17 protein-coding genes and 1 pseudogene are annotated in these 18,891 nt (G+C 41.9%); 11 read left to right on the top strand and 7 right to left on the bottom strand.

Annotated elements, in window-relative coordinates; translation table 11 throughout:
• The first annotated feature begins 296 nt into the window (after positions 1 to 296).
• Positions 297 to 755 (top strand): L-alanine exporter AlaE, encoded by a 459-nt coding sequence (gene alaE / locus XPG1_RS08705; protein WP_045958744.1) that lies wholly within the window; start codon positions 297 to 299, stop codon positions 753 to 755.
• Between the two features lie 15 nt (positions 756 to 770).
• On the opposite strand, the gene XPG1_RS08700 is transcribed toward alaE, so the two are convergent.
• Complete coding sequence (locus XPG1_RS08700; protein ID WP_045958743.1) at positions 771 to 1,295, bottom strand: GNAT family N-acetyltransferase; 525 nt, start codon at positions 1,293 to 1,295, stop codon at positions 771 to 773.
• A 381-nt stretch (positions 1,296 to 1,676) separates the two neighbouring features.
• Between XPG1_RS08700 and XPG1_RS08695 the strand changes: the two genes are divergently transcribed.
• Positions 1,677 to 2,960, top strand: a complete 1,284-nt coding sequence (locus XPG1_RS08695) for a dicarboxylate/amino acid:cation symporter (RefSeq protein ID WP_045958742.1) — start codon at positions 1,677 to 1,679, stop codon at positions 2,958 to 2,960.
• Between the two features lie 73 nt (positions 2,961 to 3,033).
• Here the strand turns inward: XPG1_RS08695 and XPG1_RS08690 are convergent, their stop codons facing one another.
• Positions 3,034 to 3,915, bottom strand: a complete 882-nt coding sequence (locus tag XPG1_RS08690) for a LysR substrate-binding domain-containing protein (protein ID WP_045958741.1) — start codon at positions 3,913 to 3,915, stop codon at positions 3,034 to 3,036.
• A gap of 129 nt (positions 3,916 to 4,044) precedes the next feature.
• Here XPG1_RS08690 and cuyB point away from each other — a divergent pair, with 129 nt between their 5' ends.
• Positions 4,045 to 4,740 (top strand): cysteate racemase, encoded by a 696-nt coding sequence (gene cuyB, locus XPG1_RS08685; protein WP_045958740.1) that lies wholly within the window; start codon positions 4,045 to 4,047, stop codon positions 4,738 to 4,740.
• A 148-nt stretch (positions 4,741 to 4,888) separates the two neighbouring features.
• Here the strand turns inward: cuyB and panP are convergent, their stop codons facing one another.
• The 3 genes from panP to XPG1_RS08670 form a co-directional block, all read right to left on the bottom strand.
• A complete protein-coding gene (gene panP / locus XPG1_RS08680) occupies positions 4,889 to 6,553 on the bottom strand; it encodes a pyridoxal-dependent aspartate 1-decarboxylase PanP (RefSeq protein ID WP_045958739.1) in 1,665 nt (554 codons plus the stop codon).
• 296 nt (positions 6,554 to 6,849) lie between these two features.
• A complete protein-coding gene (locus XPG1_RS08675; protein WP_045958738.1) occupies positions 6,850 to 7,245 on the bottom strand; it encodes a structural protein in 396 nt (131 codons plus the stop codon).
• A gap of 2 nt (positions 7,246 to 7,247) precedes the next feature.
• Positions 7,248 to 7,565, bottom strand: a complete 318-nt coding sequence (locus XPG1_RS08670; protein ID WP_045958737.1) for a phage holin, lambda family — start codon at positions 7,563 to 7,565, stop codon at positions 7,248 to 7,250.
• Positions 7,566 to 7,946: 381 nt separating this feature from the next.
• Between XPG1_RS08670 and adiA the strand changes: the two genes are divergently transcribed.
• Together adiA and adiC are read left to right on the top strand one after the other, a co-directional pair.
• A complete protein-coding gene (gene adiA, locus XPG1_RS08665) occupies positions 7,947 to 10,220 on the top strand; it encodes an arginine decarboxylase (RefSeq protein ID WP_045958736.1) in 2,274 nt (757 codons plus the stop codon).
• Positions 10,221 to 10,237: 17 nt separating this feature from the next.
• Positions 10,238 to 11,584 carry an arginine/agmatine antiporter gene (adiC, locus tag XPG1_RS08660; RefSeq protein ID WP_045958735.1) on the top strand — a complete coding sequence of 449 codons (1,347 nt, stop codon included), beginning with the start codon at positions 10,238 to 10,240 and terminating at the stop codon, positions 11,582 to 11,584.
• A gap of 163 nt (positions 11,585 to 11,747) precedes the next feature.
• Here adiC and XPG1_RS18420 read toward each other — a convergent pair.
• Positions 11,748 to 11,858: pseudogene (locus XPG1_RS18420) on the bottom strand (IS6 family transposase); the annotation flags it as partial.
• A gap of 114 nt (positions 11,859 to 11,972) precedes the next feature.
• On the opposite strand from XPG1_RS18420, the gene XPG1_RS08655 reads away from it, so the two are divergent.
• The 3 genes from XPG1_RS08655 to XPG1_RS08640 all read left to right on the top strand — a co-directional run bounded on the left by XPG1_RS08655 (position 11,973) and on the right by XPG1_RS08640 (position 15,666).
• A complete protein-coding gene (locus tag XPG1_RS08655; protein ID WP_045958734.1) occupies positions 11,973 to 12,554 on the top strand; it encodes a TetR/AcrR family transcriptional regulator in 582 nt (193 codons plus the stop codon).
• A 160-nt stretch (positions 12,555 to 12,714) separates the two neighbouring features.
• The gene (locus tag XPG1_RS08650) at positions 12,715 to 13,836 is read left to right on the top strand and encodes an MFS transporter (RefSeq protein ID WP_197541095.1); all 1,122 of its coding nucleotides are present in this window, start codon (positions 12,715 to 12,717) and stop codon (positions 13,834 to 13,836) included.
• A gap of 354 nt (positions 13,837 to 14,190) precedes the next feature.
• The gene (locus XPG1_RS08640) at positions 14,191 to 15,666 is read left to right on the top strand and encodes a PhoPQ-activated pathogenicity-related family protein (RefSeq protein WP_045958731.1); all 1,476 of its coding nucleotides are present in this window, start codon (positions 14,191 to 14,193) and stop codon (positions 15,664 to 15,666) included.
• Positions 15,667 to 15,855: 189 nt separating this feature from the next.
• Here the strand turns inward: XPG1_RS08640 and XPG1_RS08635 are convergent, their stop codons facing one another.
• Entirely contained in the window at positions 15,856 to 16,467 is a 612-nt protein-coding gene (locus XPG1_RS08635) for a cysteine hydrolase family protein (protein ID WP_045958730.1), read from the bottom strand.
• Between the two features lie 173 nt (positions 16,468 to 16,640).
• On the opposite strand from XPG1_RS08635, the gene XPG1_RS08630 reads away from it, so the two are divergent.
• The 3 genes from XPG1_RS08630 (at position 16,641) to XPG1_RS08620 (ending at position 18,856) form a co-directional block, all read left to right on the top strand.
• Positions 16,641 to 17,495 (top strand): LysR family transcriptional regulator, encoded by an 855-nt coding sequence (locus XPG1_RS08630; protein WP_045958729.1) that lies wholly within the window; start codon positions 16,641 to 16,643, stop codon positions 17,493 to 17,495.
• A gap of 393 nt (positions 17,496 to 17,888) precedes the next feature.
• Entirely contained in the window at positions 17,889 to 18,317 is a 429-nt protein-coding gene (locus XPG1_RS08625; RefSeq protein ID WP_045958728.1) for a universal stress protein, read from the top strand.
• 101 nt (positions 18,318 to 18,418) lie between these two features.
• Positions 18,419 to 18,856 (top strand): universal stress protein, encoded by a 438-nt coding sequence (locus tag XPG1_RS08620; protein WP_045958727.1) that lies wholly within the window; start codon positions 18,419 to 18,421, stop codon positions 18,854 to 18,856.
• Positions 18,857 to 18,891: the final 35 nt, after the last annotated feature.

The raw sequence follows: 18,891 nt of genomic DNA, 5'->3' as shown, positions 1-18,891 counted from the left end.
TTAAAAAAATATCAACATTTATGTTGCATACTTAAAAATAGGGTCCGGCTTACACGCCCTATCAAGAGTTAAAATTGATGCGCTTTTTTGGATTTTATTACCATGTGTCAAAAAAATACCTTCCCTGTAGGATAGCTAAATAATATAAAATTCCATCTTAATGGTGTTAGTCAAAGTATTGCATTGAACATAGAGGCATGATGGGATTTAAAATCCAATTTAATGGCTTGTGAATTTTTTGTTTTAGTGTTAGTTTGGAATTGTAAAGGAATTATTGATAATGGAGATGTACTGTTATGGAAGTCGAAGCCAGTCCACAATCAAGCAAAAGAAAAATCAATTTCTTTGCTGATATTATTGCATTAAATACTTTTTGTTATTTTATCTCAATTCCAATTGAACTGGGTTTTGCACAAATGAGTTTCGCAACTCATCTGCACGCGCGTTTTATTGGCTTATTCATTATCACTACCACGGCAAGGCCATTTGGTATCTGGCGAGATTGGATATTTAAGAAATTCAATTTGACGAATTCGGATAAAGGTCTAAAACCTTATCTTGTAGATACTTTGGCCTACTTGTCTTTTGAAATGCCATTGTATATTGCGAACCTTACAATGAGTGGTGCATCATTAGAGCAAGTGCTCAAAAGTATTCTCTTTTTCTCTTGCATTGCAGGCCTCGTTGGGCGCCCCTATGGTATCTATAGGCATTTTATTCGGAAAAACATATTCAAGATTGGCACTACAGCCTAAAGTAGGCGGTGTCCCTTAATGTAAATCGATTTCTTTATAATAAATCACCGTACCCACATAGTTGCCATTTGAGCTCAATGCAAAACCAGGAATAACCCCTACGCGCGTGAAACCGCGTTTTGCATATAGCTTTTCTGATACATCTCCCTCTCTGGTATCTAGCACTAATAATCTTAGACCGAGATTTGTCGATAACGCCTCGGTTTTTGACATAAGCTGTGTTCCAATTCCCGCTGAGCGACACATGCTTTTCACCATGAGTTTCTCTATTTCACCCCGATGTTTACCGTTATCTTTTTTGGTTAGCCCAATCTGAATACTGCCAATAATCTCTGCATCTTTCAGCGCAATCAGGCGGCGGCAATCCCCGATTTTAAGCCGGGCATCCACATCATTCCAATATTCAGTTGCCCGCTCTCTTTTCAGCGGAGCAATAAAGCCAATAGAGGCGCCGCCATCAACACAATCAATTAATAGCGCAATCAGCCCATCATTATAATTTCCGCACGCTTTAATTTCTTTAATTTCAATATCATGCATGTTTTTCTTCTCTTATGTACCTATTAATTTAATACGGTTTTATTAGACGTTTTTAATATTCCAATGGTTATATAAAACAATAACGATTATTGCACTTTACTCAACGCTGTATTCAAAAAAGGATTTAAGCGGATAAATTCGGGCACTTTGAGAAAACCTTAACACAGGTGTCTTTATGAAACGAAAATAACGATGGAAACTTACCGATCATTTTAAAAAAGAAATGGTGAAATTGATGATTGAATGAATTCAACACTGTGATATTACCTATTCATGCATTTTCTGCATGTCACATTTTTAATTTGCATTTTATTAAAGGTTAAAAAAATGTAAATATTTATTTGGATCGCCTTTAATATCGACAAAAAATAAGAGGTTATAATGAACAAACAAAGGCTCATGCAGCAAATCATCATCGCCATCTTGCTTGGTATTATAACAGGTTGGGGATTTCATCATTATCTTGATGCCAACCAGACAAAAGACGTTGCTTCCTATATTAATATCATCACCGATGTTTTTCTGCGTTTGATTAAAATGATCATCGCACCACTTGTTTTTGCCACCATTGTGATGGGGTTAATCTCAATCGGAGGTTCCTCTTCCGTAGGGCGTATTACGGTGAAAGCGATGGTATGGTTTGTTATCGCAGGATTAGTCTCACTTGGTATCGGTATGTTAATGGTGAATCTATTTCAACCCGGTGTCGGGCTTAATCTGGTTCTTGTACAGCAAGAAGACGTCAATACCGGCCTGAATACCAGTGGGTTTTCGCTAAAAAACTTTATCAGCCACATCTTTCCAAGTAGTTTTGTTCAAGCGATGGCGAATAATGAAATTTTACAGATCCTGGTTTTTTCCCTCTTTTTTGGGACAGCACTTTCTTACATCAATCATAAAAGTCAGAAAATAAGCCCCATCGTGATCCTGATTGAAGATTTGGGGCGTATTATGTTCCGCATCACTGATTACGTGATGTCGTTTGCGCCGATTGCGGTATTTGCCGCGATAGCCTCCGCCGTTACTGTACAAGGGCTGAGTTTACTTTATGATTACGGTAAACTTATCGGGCTATTTTATCTTGGGTTATTGTTACTTTGGGCAATTTTGGCTGCTATCGGGTTCTTCTTCCTCGGTCATCGTCTGTTTTCTCTGATGAAGTTAATTCGGGAACCTGCGACACTGGCTTTTGCGACAGCCAGTAGTGAATCCGCTTATCCCAAAACCATGAATGCACTGGATCGCTTTGGCGTGCCGAAAAAAATCTCCAGTTTCGTATTACCACTGGGTTACTCTTTTAACCTGGATGGCTCGATGATGTATCAGTCTTTCGCTGTATTGTTTATCGCGCAGGCTTACAATATCGATCTGAGTATTGCCGAGCAAATATTGATTATGTTGACATTGATGATTACCAGCAAAGGCATGGCTGGCGTTGCACGTGCTTCGGTCGTTGTTGTTGCGGCGACATTGCCGATGTTCAGTTTGCCTGAAGCGGGGATCTTACTTATTCTCGCGATTGACCAATTTTTTGATATGGGGCGTACAGCGACTAACGTGATTGGTAACAGTATCTCCACGGCTGTGATCGCTAAACTGGAAGAAAGGCAAGGCGATACTCAGCAAGATACAAGACACGGTGAAATTGCCCGCGAAGACGTTTGATTGAACTTGCTGTATGCCGCCGATGGTTACAGCAAGTTAATCTCGTGGCAGACAGGTGGTCGGATGATGCTGTTCACCTGTTTTTCATATATTGCCAAAATCGTTCTGAAGAAGGGTTAAGGCGGGAATAAGTACGATAAATAAAAATGTCCATTTTTATCGAAGCCTGCTCTGGTGCCAGTAAATGGAGTTTTTGTTGCTTCAATTCCTCGCAAATTGAATAATCGGGTAGCCAGCCAACGCCGTGGCCGTTCAACACCATACGTTTCAACAAATCACTCATGGATGAAAGACAAAAGTAGGTGAATTTATTTCTGAAATTGTTTTCCAGTAACTGGTTAACCTGACGCCCCATATAACTTTCGTCGGTATACTTCATCAAGGGTAACGGCTCGTCTTCTAAGCGATATAACGGATTACCATCCGGATCACAGCCAGAAACAAGATATAATTGCGCATTTAACACCTTATGATGAAGAAATGGAGAAGTCATTAAATCATCATTAAAAAAAGACAGAATAAAATCACTTTTGCCATTTTTTAGATTGTTAACGGCTTCATCGACATTAATCGATTCAATATTAAAAACCTTATCTGCATTTTCCATAAAACCAGAAATAAAATCTGGCAATAGAGAAATAGAGAGTGAATGTGCGGTGGCGATATTAATGCGATGCCTGAGTGCTTTTCCGCCTTTTATTTTATCGATTTGGTGCTCTATATCACCAATCAGATTCCTGGCATAAATAATAAAGTGCCTCCCTTGTAATGAAAGCTGTAATGGATTCGAGTTACGATTCACTATTTCAAAACCGACTGCATTTTCAAGAGCCCGAATTCTTCGGCTAAAAGAAGACTGTGATATATTTCGCCGTTCTGCTGCAAGCGTAAAGCTTCGCAGCTCCTCCAACATGACAACATCATATAACCATTTCAATTCAATATTATTCAGCATAAATTTAACCTGATTGTTTATTGATTTGCATAAAACCATCGTATGCAAATAAAGCATGATATATAGAAAGATTGCAATTGCTAACCATGATGATTATGCCATCATAGCGATTATTTTATGAGGTGGAAGATGAAAAAAATAATTGGCATTCTTGGTGGAATGGGACCGGCTGCAACAATTGATGCAATGGATAAAATCATTAAAAATACACCTGCACGCTGTGATCAGGAGCATATTCCAGTGATTGCGGTTTCATTTCCTGATATTCCTGACAGAACAGCTAACATAATTTCTGATGGTGAATCACCATTAAAGAAAATGTTGTCTGCATTACACGTATTAGAGGCGGAAAGTGTGCAATGTATTATTATGCCATGTAATACGGCACATTATTGGTATGATGAATTAAGCGCTTCAACTAACGTTTACTTTCCGAATATGATTGAGATTGTCTGTAATAAAATCGTGAAGGAAGGGGTTAATAATATCGCAATTCTCGCAACCACGGGAACGGTAAAAGCGAGACTTTATCAGAATAGATTGGAAAAAGAAAATGTGAAATATGTGATCCCTGATGAGCTGCAACAATATCAGATTATGGAAAGTATTCTGGCTTATAAAGGCGGGAATGATGACAGAGCTTATCAGTTAATGGAATCTGTTATTTTTCAGCTTAAACGTGCCGGTGTGAAGAAATTTATTATGGGATGCACTGAGATACCGATTATTCTTAGCCGTAAAAAGGATAAAGAAAATTATATTGATACGACGGAGGCGTTGGTTAAAGCGGCTGTAGACTGGTATTGTTCTGATCAATTTTATTGAAGGGTCATGATTGATAAAGGAATTTTTGCGTTTTATGGGAAAGATATCATGATGAAATCGGGAAGGACAGATGGTGTTCAACATACTCAAATGTGGATAGCGGTATTTTTTTGAAAACACCATCGTGTCAGTAAAATTGTTATTTGTCTTATGATCCCGATCTTGCGGGTTGAGGATTGACGGTATCTTTCGCCAAATCCTGCAAATTCTGCCAGAGTGGGTTTTGTTGTGCCAATCGGCGTTGTTCGGTAAGCATGTTTTCAAGCAGTGCTAACGTCGTCAGTGGATTTGACAAAACGACACGTAAAACTGTTGTGGGTTGTCTGGCCCATTGCAGGGGGGTGAGGCAGGTACGGGAGACAAAAAATGTCCCCGCAGACCACTGCACCGCCTGAATATTTTGGTTAAGTGCATTAAGCAATTCATATAGCCGCGGTTTCACGGAGTTCGGGCCTTCGCGTAGCGCCTGTAATACCAGCGGGGGGGCATATCGGTAGGTCAACAGACAAAGTTGTGGTTCACTGATTAACTCAAAATCCGCTTGCTGGCGGATGAGATCGGCAAATTGCTGTGCTTTTTCGATGCTTGTATCGATCAGGCGAGCTAGTCCTTGTCGGCCAAGCAGATGGAAATTACTGTGGAGCATCAGCGACATCGCGCTACGTGAACCTTCCAGCGTGTGGCGTCCCAGATCTTTAGATCCTTTACGCACAATGTAATTCGCGTGCTGAGCAATAGCATGGGTCAGCGTCGGCTGGCGGAATAACACCATACCTAACCCCATCGGCACATACATTTGTTTATGGGCATCGATAGTGACGGTATCGGCCCGTTCGATCCCCTTAAACAGATGCCGATAACGCTCAGATAGCAGGCTGGCACCGCCCCAGGCGGCGTCAACATGGAAATGACACTGTTCCTGCTCTGCAATATCCGCCAGAACATTCAATGGATCGATAGAGCCCGTTTCTGTGGAGCCAGCAATCCCGACAATAGCCATCGGTTTAATATTACGTTGATGTAATTTCTGTAATTGGATTTGCAGGTCATGAATGCAGATCCGCCCATTCCGATCGGTGTCCACTTTTATCAGCGCATCTTGCCCCAATCCGAGTACATCAACGGTTTTTTTCAGTGAATAGTGTCCGAGCTCTGAGACCAGAATCGCTAAGCCGCTGTAGCCATAATGTAACAAGCCTCTGGCTAACCCCTCGCGCGCAAGACCGGCAAAATCCCCGTCGGCGGGCATGAGCAGGTTTCGACATGCCCACATGGCGGTCAGATTAGCCAGCGTTCCCCCCGAACAGAAGGTCGCCAGCGCGTGATCACCACGGTGAAGCCATTGCTGATAAAACGTGTCGTCCCGGTTGTAGACCAATTTGTGCATCATGCCCAATATCTGGCGTTCCAGTGCGGTTAAAACATGTGATGTTTCCAGCTTGACCAAATTTTGATTCAACGCGGTCAATAACTTGCCGAGCGCAGGTAAATGATTGGGGAGCGCTGATGTCATGTGACCCACAAAGGCAGGGGAGGATACGGGGACAACTTGACTGAGGATCTCCGCGCTTAAATACTGAGAATATGTGCCGGTATCGACTGGCGATTCCGGGATAATCACGGAAGAGAACTTGCTTTCCAGTTCTGTCAGTTCATGCATGGGGTGGTTTAACGGAGGGCGACAATCGTCGGTTGTGTCACCTGTCATGTCCGTTTCTAATTCGAGCAGCGCTTCCTCACTAGGACGGGGAATAAACTGGCTGAGCAGTGTTTGCCATTCTTGCTCATTCAGACTGTCAGGAAAATGCTGCATAGTTTGCCTCTTTAGAGTGACTCATCATGTCGATCATATTTTGTTCGCGGATACGATTCAATAACTGTACAGCGTGTCGCGAGTTACCGCCAAGTGTAAAAAAGTGGTCAGGGTCACCAAACGGTGCTCGTGTCGGTAAACTGGGCTAAATTTAGCCCGTGGGTTTTTTGTTTTGTCGATAGGAAAGCGGGTGGATAGGGAGCAGGCAATGCCTGACGGTCGAGTTGGCTGGTGAAAAAAATCCCCCCCAAGATATTGGGCGGGATTTTTGATGGAAAATAGGTGCAGATTGAATCTTATAATAGCTCAAATGCCCGTGTAATAACGGTATCGGAATAAGGCTGCTGACCATTTTCCATTTGAATTATAGCCTTAACCAGTCGGCGCATGGTGGCTGTATTTTCTACATCTATCACCGTGCTGCTGGTCACACCAACCGCGTTACTCACATACGCAATATAGTTCTCAGTATTATTTTCATTGGGGGGTGCCCAGCGGGAAATGAACTGACGGATCGTATTATCGCCATATTTGCGTTCATAATTACGCAGAATTTTCAGCATGGCCCGTATGCCATATTCTGGTGATACAAACTGACAAAATGATTTATCTGTTTGGGTATCACTCAACCCCTGCCATTTATCACCGTGGCGAATGTTGCCCGGATTGTGATTACGTATCCCTCTTGTCATGGTTATTTTTTATCTCCTAAACGCTTATTAATGGCCCGGAAGGCAAACTCGCGTATTTTTTCTACGCCAATAAAACCAATGGTGCCACCAAGTGCCGGTGAAACACTGCCCGGAATACCAAATAGTTCCAGTCCACTGGAAAATCCCCATGACAGCGCACCACACAGTAGTGGTTCAACCCAGCGATTTTTTCGCTCCACGCCGTCATAAATAAGCCGTCCATAACAGATCATGATGGCCAAAATAGAACCAGAAATCTGAGGCCAGGCGTTTTTCAGACCGCTTAATAAATCAGCCCATAAGTCAGGATGTTCTTTCATTGTTTGTTCCATTATTTAATGATGGACATCATGAAAGCAGCATTTTCAACTAGTACAATGTTGAAGATATAAGGCGTGGCCTGTAAATCAGCTCAATCAGAGTTAGTTTTAGCACTGACTTAATGACGTCCTGGACTTTTATATAGTAACGTCAGTAAAAGAAATCCACATGGTCAGGTCATTGTGTTCTGGCTCTTACTAAATCTCCTCACCTCTATTTCTTCTGCGTTGTCTGAATTGCACAAATTTAAATAGACACTATATTTACTAATGTAATTTTAAATATAAAAATTATATTTTAACAAATAGTTAAATAACATAACTCATTTCTTACCATGACTTATTCTCCAATTCAAATAGAGATAGCGTAAGGAACAATGTATGAAAGTATTGATAGCAAAAAATGAAGTGGGTACACGATATCATAGTCACTATGTTGATAATGCAATACATAGGCTGGCAGGTAAATTAATCGAGAAAGACATTGATGTTGTTATCGCTGATTCTTTTGATGATAGCTATACAATCATTTCATCCAATAAACCGTTTGATTGTGTCATGATAAGCTGTGCATTCATGGATAATGATTTATATCTTCATATACAGAAAATATTGAATAAATTATTTGAACGGCAGGAGAATATTCCGGTCTTTTTGTTAAGCGATCGGGAAAAAATGGTATTTTTACTCGATAATAAATTTTTGGAAAAGCTCACTGAATTTGCCTGGATATTGGAGGATTCCGCCGATTTTATTGCGGGTCGTGCCATTGCAGCCATGCAGCGTTATCGCCAACAATTATTTCCACCTTTATTGTCAGCCTTGCTGAAATACAGCAAAATCTATGAATATTCCTGGGCTGCGCCCGGACATCAAGGCGGCGTCGGGTTTAATAAAACCCCGGTTGGTCGCTTTTATCATGATTATTATGGGGAAAATCTTTTTCGTACCGATATGGGCATTGAACGATCCTCATTAGGTTCACTGTTAGATCATTCTGGTGCATTTGGCGAAAGTGAAAGGTATGCAGCCAGGGTCTTTGGCGCAGACCATTCTTATTCTGTTGTGGTCGGAACGTCAGGCTCTAACCGAACGATTATGCAGGCCTGTATGACTGAAGATGACGTCGTGATCATTGACCGAAATTGTCATAAATCCATTGAACAAGGGTTAATTCTGACGGGGGCAAAACCGGTCTATATGCTGCCGAGTCGTAACCGTTACGGCATTATCGGGCCTATCTACCCACAGGAAATGCAAACTAAGACACTACAGAAAAAGCTGAAACAGAATCCACTGACTCAGGGGGTTGCCAAGCAAAAGCCAGTCTATAGTGTGGTGACAAACTGTACTTATGATGGCGTCTGTTATAACGCCAAACGTGTACAGGAATTACTGGATAAAAGCGTCGATAGAATACATTTTGATGAAGCATGGTATGGCTATGCGCGGTTTAACCCGATTTATCATGATCATTACGCCATGCGGGGGTCACCGAAACATCATGCCGGGCCGACTGTCTTTGCGACCCATTCTTCCCACAAATTGTTGAATGCGCTGTCGCAGGCTTCGTTTATCCATGTCCGGGACGGCCGCAGCCCTGTGGATTTCTCACGGTTTAATCAGGCCTATATGATGCATGCAACAACCTCACCGTTGTATGCAATCTGTGCTTCCAATGACGTTGCGGTTTCCATGATGGATGGAAATAGTGGTTATTCTCTGACTCAGGAAGTGATTGAAGAAGCCGTTGATTTTCGTCAAGCATTAGCCCGTTTATACCGGGATTTCAGGAAGGAGGGGAGCTGGTTCTTTAAACCCTGGAATCAGGAAAAAGTGACCGATCCTGCTACTGGTAAGAAAATGGCTTTTGAAGACGCTCCGAGAGAGTTACTGACGAAAGAACAAGATTGTTGGGTGATGCGTCCGGGAGACAGTTGGCACGGGTTTGACGATTTGCCTGATGACTGGAGTATGCTTGATCCGATTAAAGTGAGTATCTTGACGCCGGGCATGGGCGATCAGGGAAAATTGGAAAAACAAGGCGTGCCGGCCGCATTAGTCACCGCATGGTTAGGCCAGCATGGTATCGTACCGACCCGTACGACCGATTTTCAAATTATGTTTCTGTTTTCAATGGGGATCACCAAAGGAAAATGGGGAACATTACTGAACACCTTGTTGTCTTTCAAACGCCACTACGATGAGAATACCCCCTTGAACCAGGTTTTGCCGGATTTGGTGAACCAGCATTCGGACGTGTATTGCCATTTGGGATTGAAAGATCTGGGCGATAAAATGTTCGATTATTTACGCCAGAACAATCCGGGCGAAAAACTGAATCAGGCTTACGCGGGTTTACCTCAAATGGACATGCTCCCGCGCGCTGCTTATCAGGCGATCGTCACTAATCATGTGGAGATGGTGGCATTGGACGATCTGCCTCATCGCATTGCGGCGAACGCGATCATTCCTTATCCACCCGGTATTCCAATGCTACTTTCAGGCGAAAATTTTGGTGATAAAACCAGTCCCCAGATTCGTTATTTGCACGCCTTGCAAAAGTGGGATCATGAATTTCCGGGTTTTGAACATGAAACGGAAGGCACAGAGATTATCAACGGTATTTATCACGTTATGTGTATTAAAAAGTGAAAATGGGAAGCTAAATTATGGCTACAGTTTCAGAAGCGAAAAAAGTCGGGTTGATCCCCGTGACCCTGATGGTTGCAGGTAATATCATGGGATCGGGCGTTTTTCTTCTGCCGGCCAGCTTGTCTGCAACCGGAGGCATTGCCATTTTCGGCTGGCTGGTGACCATCATTGGCGCGGTGGGATTATCGATTGTCTATGCCAAAATCGCCTCGCTGGATGACAGCCCGGGAGGATCTTACGCTTATGCCCGACGCGCCTTCGGCCCTTTTTTGGGATATCAGACTAACCTTTTATACTGGCTGGCGTGTTGGATTGGCAATATTGCGATGGTGGTCATTGGCGTTGGCTATTTGAGTTATTTTTTCCCGATCCTGAAAGATCCGATTGTTTTAACCATCACCTGTACAGTAATACTGTGGATATTTGTCATTTTGAACATTATTGGGCCACATGTGATTACTAAAGTGCAGGCGGTGGCGACAATACTGGCCTTGATCCCGATTGTGGCAACTGCGGTGTTTGGTTGGTTCTGGTTCAATGGCAAAACGTATATGGACGCGTGGAACGTGAGTGGACTCAATACCTTTGGCGCTATCCAGAGTATTTTAAATGTAACATTATGGTCTTTTATTGGTGTTGAAAGTGCTTCCGTTGCTGCCGGTGTTGTGAAAAATCCTAAGCGCAACGTGCCGATTGCGACGATTGGCGGGGTGCTGATTGCCGCAGTCTGTTATGTTTTGTCCAGTAGCGTGATTATGGGGATGATCCCCAATGCCGCATTGAAAATCTCATCGTCACCTTTTGGAGATGCTGCCCGCCTGGCATTGGGAGAGACTGCGGGAGCCGTCGTGGCCTTTTGTGCGGCAGCAGGGTGTCTGGGGTCACTGGGAGGCTGGACTTTGCTCGCGGGACAGACTGCGAAAGCTGCCGCAGATGATGGATTGTTTCCTGCCATCTTTGCCAAAGTGAACAAAGCTGGCACCCCTGTTGCGGGTTTGTTGATTCTGGGGGTCTTAATGACGATTTTCCAACTCAGCAGTGTCTCTCCAAATGCAGCGAAAGAGTTTGGGTTGGTTTCTTCCGTCTCGGTGATTTTTACGTTGATCCCTTACTTGTATACCTGTGCGGCTTTACTGCTCATTGGCCATGGTCATCTTGGGCAGGAAAAAACACGCTATATCGTCATTACTTTTATTGCTTTCATATATTGTATTTGGGCGATTTTCGGAACAGGTGCCAAAGAAGTGGTGTGGACACTGGCTGTGATGATGGTCATAACGGCAATGTATACCTTTAATTACAACACGAAACATCCTGTGCCGTTTCCGTTAGATAAAAAATTTCCGTTAGATAAAAAAGAGTAGGGTGTCACCTACTTGAGTCGTTCTGTCACATTAACAGAAAGATCGTGAGTGAAACCATCTTGAGTGGTTTTTATGCAGTGAGCTAATAGAAAAAAGCGGCGGGGGAAATTTTTCGTCTAACGCCGCTTTTTTATCCCGATGAACTGCCAGTAAAAATTCAACCACGAAAGAGTGTGGAATGATCAATAGCAATTCCACGTTCAGCCATCATATCTTCCAAATTACGCAGGTTCAGCGCGTAGGTCGGATATCAGCGGACACACTGAGCGATGATATCAGCAGGATAGTGCTGGTGTCTTAATTGTGTAACGGCTTGTCAAATATCATTGTTGACTAATTGGTAAAGAACTGGTTAACTCATTTCAAAAGAATAAAGAGGTAGATTTCAATGAGTGGAAGACCAAAAGAATATGACGACCAAAAAGTGATTGAGTCGGCGATGAATGTATTTTGGAATAATGGTTACGAAGCCAGCAGCACTCAATTACTCTGTCAAGAGACAGGTCTTGGAAGAGGTAGTCTCTACCATGCTTTCGGCAATAAGCAAGGCTTGTATGAAAAGGCTCTTCGCCATTACCAAGATATCGGAATCAAGTGTCAAAAGGACATATTGACCAGCTCAGGCACGGCCAAGGAGCGGTTGATGAAATTGCTTCAGTGGGGCATAGAAACTGATATCAATGTGGATAACCCTCGGGGTTGTCTGGCTTTGCATTCAGTGCTGGAGCGTAGCCAGAAAGACCCGGCAATTCTTTCCATTAATCGTCACTATCTGCAACGCCTGGAATCTTTGATTAAAGATGTTATCCGCCAAGGGGTTGCAGCGGGCGAACTTTCTTCTAAAACTAAAATCAACGCCAGTGGCAAGGCATTTTTAGCCAGTTACTACGGTCTACGGATCATGGGGGTCACGGTGGCTGATAGAGGCTTTTTGCAATTAGCGGCTGAGGGAATAGTTTCCAAAATTTAACAATATCGAAAGTATTTTCTTTCACTCAATTTTGTACTGAACGATAAACAATTAATCAAGATACAGCCCGTTTAATCGGTGCTCAATACGGATCATACCTAGAGGTGAAAAGTTGAAACGACATTTATCCATATTAATGACTACCCTATTGGTAGTCATCATGAGTGAGCTACAAACTGCGGGAATGCTACCGAATATCGCTGCTGATCTCAATGAATCTACGGGACGGATAGGTTTGTTGGTCTCGGTGTATGCGCTGGGCATGGCACTCGGCGGACCTGCCATTGCTTATATTTTAAGGCGCAAATCGCCACGCAGAGTTCTGACCGGCATTATCGCAGTCTATGCGATTATTGAGGTACTTGCACCGGTGATTCACGATTATTGGTGGCTCGCTCTGGCGCGCGTATTAACAGGTTGCTTGTCTGGTGCCACATTCGGGCTCGTATTGACGTTTGCGGCTCGATTGGCTCCATCGCCGGATCAGATTGGGCGATCAGTCTCAGTCGTGCTCAGTGGGTTAATGATCGGAACGGTTATTGGCCTGCCTCTAAGCCACTTCATTGCTACTCGATGGGACTGGCAAAGCTGCTTTTACCTGTTAGGGGTAGCTGCGTTATTAATCAGTATTATAGTGAACAAGGGGTTGCCAGATCTGGCGAAAGCGACTGAAGATGAGTCAGTTGAGGATCTTAAAAAATTAAAATCAACTAAGCTATGGTCACGCTATCTTGTCAGTGCCTTAACGATAGGCGCAGCATACGGTTCATTCTCTTTCTTCACACCATTGCTTCAGGATAATGCTGGGTTTAGCTCAGATGCTACCACCCTGATCTTACTTGGTTACGGTATCTGTACCGTGATTGGTAACCTCATTGTGGGGCGTTTTGTTGACGCACATCCCGTCGGGGTACTGCGTGTAGGACACAGCGCATTGCTTATAGCCTTAGTAACACTTTCATTATTTAGTGATGTGAAAAGCGTTACGTTAGTCATGGTGCTTTTGGTCGGCTTAATCGGTATTTCTATGAATCCAGCGCTTATCAAACGCGTCGCTGAAGCGGGTGGAACGGGTTACCTGGTAACCACGGTACACACCGCTGTCATTACTATGGGCGTCACATTGGGAACCATGTTCAGCGCATTTTCTATGAATCTTTTTGGTCAAAACCCCATAATCGCGACTTGGACAGGATCTGCCCTCGTAGTCCTGGTTCTTATCGTTCTTGCGTTTCAAACCATTCGAGTTCCCAAAAAACCTCGTTTTTCCCGTGCCAATTAACCAAGGCAATCAGTAATAATTAATAATTGAGGATATGACACTCGTCAACTTACCGGTAAAATAGCGTTGGGAACTGACGGCTCAAAAGGGATCGGGCTGGCTATTGTCAAATCTTTGGTTAAGGAGAGTGTCAGTTATATTGGCATCCACGACGGGCGGAATAAAGACGCTGCAAAATGTGACATCTGACTTTTTTGAACTGGATCTGAGTAAAAATCACTCACCTGTGAAATGATTGCAATTTTACGAACTAAAACATAGCTCAAAGCAAGCTGAAGTAAATTTATTTTTTGAGAAAGAAAGTATTTAAAAAAACATTTCACTTTCAATATACTTTTAAATAAAGGATTAGACATGAAAGTAAGAAATATTGCTGTTTCATTAATGTTATTTTCTTCTACCGTCTCTTTTGCTCTTGTTAAAGATAATAAAATTATCTGTCAGAATAAAAATACCTGTAATTTTTCTCATGTTTTGCCGGATTATCGCGAGGAACTTTCAAAAAGAGATGTCGATTACACATTCACAGAAAAAGAAACATTACCTCAGGTGGAAGTAAACCGGTATAAAATGGTGTCACAGTCATGGTCGCCGGATAAAAGAGTAACCCCGGAAAAATGGCAACACGACGTTGATATCTATATTCCTGAGACACCAAAAACACAACGAGCACTTGTCGTGGTGAATAATGGGATAAACTATGGTAATAGCTCAGAAAATAGCAACAAACCAACTGATTTTAGTGAGGCGATGCTGGCTGATATTGCACGCGCGACACAGACTATTGTTATTTCTGTAAGTAACATTCCTAATCAATATTTGACATACCAGAATGATGGTAAACTTCTCAAAGAAGACGACAGCGTTGCTCGTAGCTGGGAACTTTTTCTGGATAATCCAGAACAAAGAAAGTTGATGCCATTACATATTCCTATGTCCACCTCGGTATCTCAGGCAATGAGGGTAGCAAAAGAAGAACTCACTCAATGGAGTATCAATAAATTTATCGTCACCGGTGTTTCCAAGCGTGGGTGGACCACCTGGCTAACCGCGATATCCGATCCTGACGTTGAAGCCATTGTTCCCTTTGCCATTGATTTGCTGAACATAGATTTGGCGCTGGAGCATATGTATCGTTCTTATGGGGGAAACTGGCCAGTGGCATTTTATCCCTATTATCAGCAAGGTATCGACAAGTTAGTAAAAACGTCTGGTTTTTCAAAATTACTGGAAATAGAGGACCCATTGAAATATATGAACTCAATTTACCAGTCACGTCTTGCCATACCAAAATATATCGTCAACGCAAGTGGTGATAATTTCTATGTTCCAGACAACACAAGGTTTTATTATGACAAACTTCCAGGGGATAAATCATTGCGTGTTGCACCAAACACTGACCATTACGGAATTTCAAAGTTTACTGAGCAATCGCTAGTTTCTTTTGTTAACCGATATCAAAGTAAAAAAGCCCTGCCGCAGATAGACGGTCTCGTTCACAATAAAACACTCTCAGTGCGTTTTTCCGAAAAGCCTGTAAAGATAATACGCTGGACGGCAATAAATACTAAGGCAAGAGATTTTCGCTATGCATGTGGCATAAGATATATCCCATCACCAATTGATATTCCATCAGATAATAAAGTGGATGTTTCATTGAGTTATACCCGCCCTGGCTGGGAGGCTACATATATAGAAGCAACCTTTAATGATGGGTATGTGGGAACAACGCAAGTCTATATTACCCCGGATGAAAAATATGCACAAACAGCACCGCCTTCGGAGGGGAAAGCTTGCCAAACCCTACCAGGCCGTGGATTAGGGAATTAAGTCAGTTCTTTATGACTAACGGGTCAAACGGTGGGTTTGGCATCGTTAGTCAAATGTTGTATTTTGCAGCTTCGTTCCCACTGAGGCTACTTCTCAATTGCCCCGGCCACTTGAAAGGTTGAGGGTGACCGACTTTGATATATGGGTATCGAATCCTTATACAAAATATGAGGTAGCTCTTTTGACTTATTAGAATAGTGAGTGAATCACATCGGAGCAATTGATCAAGGTCGCATATCTATCGTTCAACGCAGCCATTGCCGCTTTATGTACTGACTCGGCCTTAACCCGTGAGCCATCAATATATTTCAAGTCACGGCTAGCGCAAGCATCAGCACAGACAAAGTTTTCGTATCCTAACTCAAACGCTTTGATGGCAGTAGCAGTGACACACATATGGCTCATAAAACCAGCTAATACGAGCTGCTTACGGTTGGTTAGTGACAATAGAGCACTCAATTCTGTATTGTAAAATGAGTTAGGTAATGATTTGGTGACAACTTTCTCCTCGCCATTTGCTTCGACATCCTTAATCAAATTTGTATTATCAGTGTCGGGATCAAATATTGCGGAGCCCGGTTTGGCATGATGTACAACATGAAAGACAGGTATATTCTTTTTTCTGGCATATGCTAATAGCTTAGTTGCGTTGATAATGGCTGCTTGCCCATATTCACCTAATTGCAAGATACCATCGGAATATTCTCTTTGAAAATCAATCAATATGAGCGCTGCTTTATTCCAATCAAGACGTTTTTTTGGTACTCCAGAAATTTCTAGTAACGTTTTTGGTGAGTTCATTACCTTACCTTTTATTTGTTAATTAAACGTATCTAGGTTACGAAATGCCATATAAAAAGTAATTGTGAAATATTGCATATAGTATGTGCAAAAAAGTTGTTATTCATTGGTTCGTCATCAACATACAATCACTGTTACAATTTATGTCTTATTGATTACGCAAGGGGCACACTATGGATAGTGTAAATTGGGATGATCTGAGGTTTTTTACAGCTTTAGTGGAATGTTGTACTGTTTCTGCTGCCTCAAAAAGATTAAATGTGAACTATGTAACAGTATCCAGACGAATAGAACGTTTGGAACATACGTTGAGACAACGTCTTTTTGATAGAACGCAGGAAGGTTATGTGCCAACGGTTGAAGGTTTAATCTTATATAAAAAAACATCGCTGGTAAGAGAAAATGTTGAGAGCTTAGAGGAGTACTTTAGTTTAGGTGGGAAGTTTAAAAAAAGTGTAGTTATTTCGATGGTTTCATCAATGGCAGAATATTGCCTGATCCCTAAACTAAGTGACTTTGTCAAAAAGTATCCAGAAATTCGGCTGGAAATCGATGTGTCAAATCGTAATGTCAGTATTCCAAGAAAAGAAGCTGATATAGCATTACGTTTAGAACTTCCAGAAAAAGGAGAGTACTTAAGCAAAAAAGTAGGTGAGATTACTTATAAACTCTGCGCTATTCCAGAAATGATAGAAAAAATAAAAAAAGAAGAAAATGTGAGTATCATTACCTTTAATAGTGACTTTAGTCATTTACCCGAGTCTCAATATCTCATTAGACGGTTTGGCAATAAATCCATTCGTTTTCAATCAAATTCGGTTACTATTCAACGTATTGCTGCTGAAAATGGGTATGGTGTAGCCCTGCTTCCATCATTGGCTATTAAAAATAGTCCATTAGTTTCTATAGAATTAGATGAGCCTATAATACGTTCAATATGGATGTTGACATCTAAGTACACAATGCAAATGACAGCGAGTCGCTTAGTGGCTGATGAATTGAAAAGAATATTTGATGGAATGAAATAACGGGTTTGTTTATTCTTTTTTTGTTTTAAATCAGAATCACTTCTATAAGAGCCTGTTCAGTGTCTTTCCAATAATATGGAAAAAAGGTCAAATTGATCATTTGCAGAGGTTCTATCGCATTAACAGAGGGATCGCGAGCGAAATCATTTTGAGTGATTTTTACACAGTGAGTTGATAGAGAGCTGCTGTATTGGCATCGCTTTTATCCAAAGTGACCACGTCAGGTTATCCATGTCCCTTTTAATCTGATAGAACCTTGTTAACCCCTATCTATCCGTCTGAATAGGCGCTAACATGTTTTTGGTGTTATATCACTCACAGTAAGTTTCCGGTATTTCAATATACTAAAGAAATCAGAGTAAATTGGCATTTCAGTCAGTGGGGGACGGGCATATGTACAAAATGATTTTAGTACCAGTCGATATTTCAGAAGAAGATCTTACCAACAAAGCAGTTGAAAGCGCACTTAAGATCGCCAAAGAAACCGGAGCAAAGTTACATTTTTTGCATGTATTGCCTATTTCATCAGCGATTATTAATGCTTATGCATTGGGATATATGGAAATTAAGGACAAAGCGACGCTCAAAGCAGAACAAGAATTGAAAAAGCTGATTGATTCTATTGATTTACCCATAACGCAGATCGCCTACTCGATTGCATTTGGTTCTCCAAGAGATGAAATTACGGCTACTGCGGATGAGATTGGCGCTGATTTGATTGTGATTGGCTCAAGGCGACCGAATATTACGACCCATTTGTTAGGCTCCAGCTCTGCCGGGGTGGTCAGGTATGCAAAAACATCCGTATTAGTCGTGCGATAACGTTTGGTCAAGAGAATGATCATTCATTAACTTTAGTTATTTTTTGCTTTCAAACTGATGCTCACAAGCAGGCGGTTATATCCGATGACAGAGGAGTATGTATGTATAACACGATTTTAGTTCCGATTGATATTGCAGAAGACATTTTAACGGATAATGCCATTAAGCATGCTGAATATTTGGCAAAAATATCGGGTGCAAAGGTTCATCTTTTTCACTCAGTCCCTGATATTTCCAGATTTTCCGTAAATTATAGCTACCATTATGATTTATTGAGTGCTTTTGCCAAAAAAGCCATCGCAAATTCTGAAGAAGATCTTAAAAAAGTCATAGAACATATTGATTTACCTAAAGATCGTGTCTCTTTCTCTGTTGCGTTTGGTTCTCCACGAGATAAGGTCCTGTCTACTGCGCGTGAGATCCATGCTGATTTGATTATTGTCGGATCGCGTCGTCCTGATATTTCGACTCACTTACTGGGTTCAAATGCGTCAGGGATTGTAGGTTATGCTAATATCTCTGTTCTGGTTGTCAGATAACGCTTTAATCTGAAACTCAGTGAATTCTTATTCAT

Origin of the sequence: Xenorhabdus poinarii G6, assembly GCF_000968175.1 — a bacterium.
GTDB classification, from domain to species: Bacteria; Pseudomonadota; Gammaproteobacteria; order Enterobacterales; family Enterobacteriaceae; genus Xenorhabdus; species Xenorhabdus poinarii.
This window is presented reverse-complemented; position numbering and strand designations above follow the sequence as displayed.

Bases quoted from the DNA above. Each gene is read 5' to 3' on its own strand.
- alaE (WP_045958744.1), top strand. From the start codon at position 297: ATGGAAGTCGAAGCCAGTCCACAATCAAGCAAAAGAAAAATCAATTTC.
- XPG1_RS08700 (WP_045958743.1), bottom strand. From the start codon at position 1,295: ATGCATGATATTGAAATTAAAGAAATTAAAGCGTGCGGAAATTATAAT.
- XPG1_RS08695 (WP_045958742.1), top strand. From the start codon at position 1,677: ATGAACAAACAAAGGCTCATGCAGCAAATCATCATCGCCATCTTGCTT.
- XPG1_RS08690 (WP_045958741.1), bottom strand. From the start codon at position 3,915: ATGCTGAATAATATTGAATTGAAATGGTTATATGATGTTGTCATGTTG.
- cuyB (WP_045958740.1), top strand. From the start codon at position 4,045: ATGAAAAAAATAATTGGCATTCTTGGTGGAATGGGACCGGCTGCAACA.
- panP (WP_045958739.1), bottom strand. From the start codon at position 6,553: ATGCAGCATTTTCCTGACAGTCTGAATGAGCAAGAATGGCAAACACTG.
- XPG1_RS08675 (WP_045958738.1), bottom strand. From the start codon at position 7,245: ATGACAAGAGGGATACGTAATCACAATCCGGGCAACATTCGCCACGGT.
- XPG1_RS08670 (WP_045958737.1), bottom strand. From the start codon at position 7,565: ATGAAAGAACATCCTGACTTATGGGCTGATTTATTAAGCGGTCTGAAA.
- adiA (WP_045958736.1), top strand. From the start codon at position 7,947: ATGAAAGTATTGATAGCAAAAAATGAAGTGGGTACACGATATCATAGT.
- adiC (WP_045958735.1), top strand. From the start codon at position 10,238: ATGGCTACAGTTTCAGAAGCGAAAAAAGTCGGGTTGATCCCCGTGACC.
- XPG1_RS08655 (WP_045958734.1), top strand. From the start codon at position 11,973: ATGAGTGGAAGACCAAAAGAATATGACGACCAAAAAGTGATTGAGTCG.
- XPG1_RS08650 (WP_197541095.1), top strand. From the start codon at position 12,715: ATGAGTGAGCTACAAACTGCGGGAATGCTACCGAATATCGCTGCTGAT.
- XPG1_RS08640 (WP_045958731.1), top strand. From the start codon at position 14,191: ATGAAAGTAAGAAATATTGCTGTTTCATTAATGTTATTTTCTTCTACC.
- XPG1_RS08635 (WP_045958730.1), bottom strand. From the start codon at position 16,467: ATGAACTCACCAAAAACGTTACTAGAAATTTCTGGAGTACCAAAAAAA.
- XPG1_RS08630 (WP_045958729.1), top strand. From the start codon at position 16,641: ATGGATAGTGTAAATTGGGATGATCTGAGGTTTTTTACAGCTTTAGTG.
- XPG1_RS08625 (WP_045958728.1), top strand. From the start codon at position 17,889: ATGTACAAAATGATTTTAGTACCAGTCGATATTTCAGAAGAAGATCTT.
- XPG1_RS08620 (WP_045958727.1), top strand. From the start codon at position 18,419: ATGTATAACACGATTTTAGTTCCGATTGATATTGCAGAAGACATTTTA.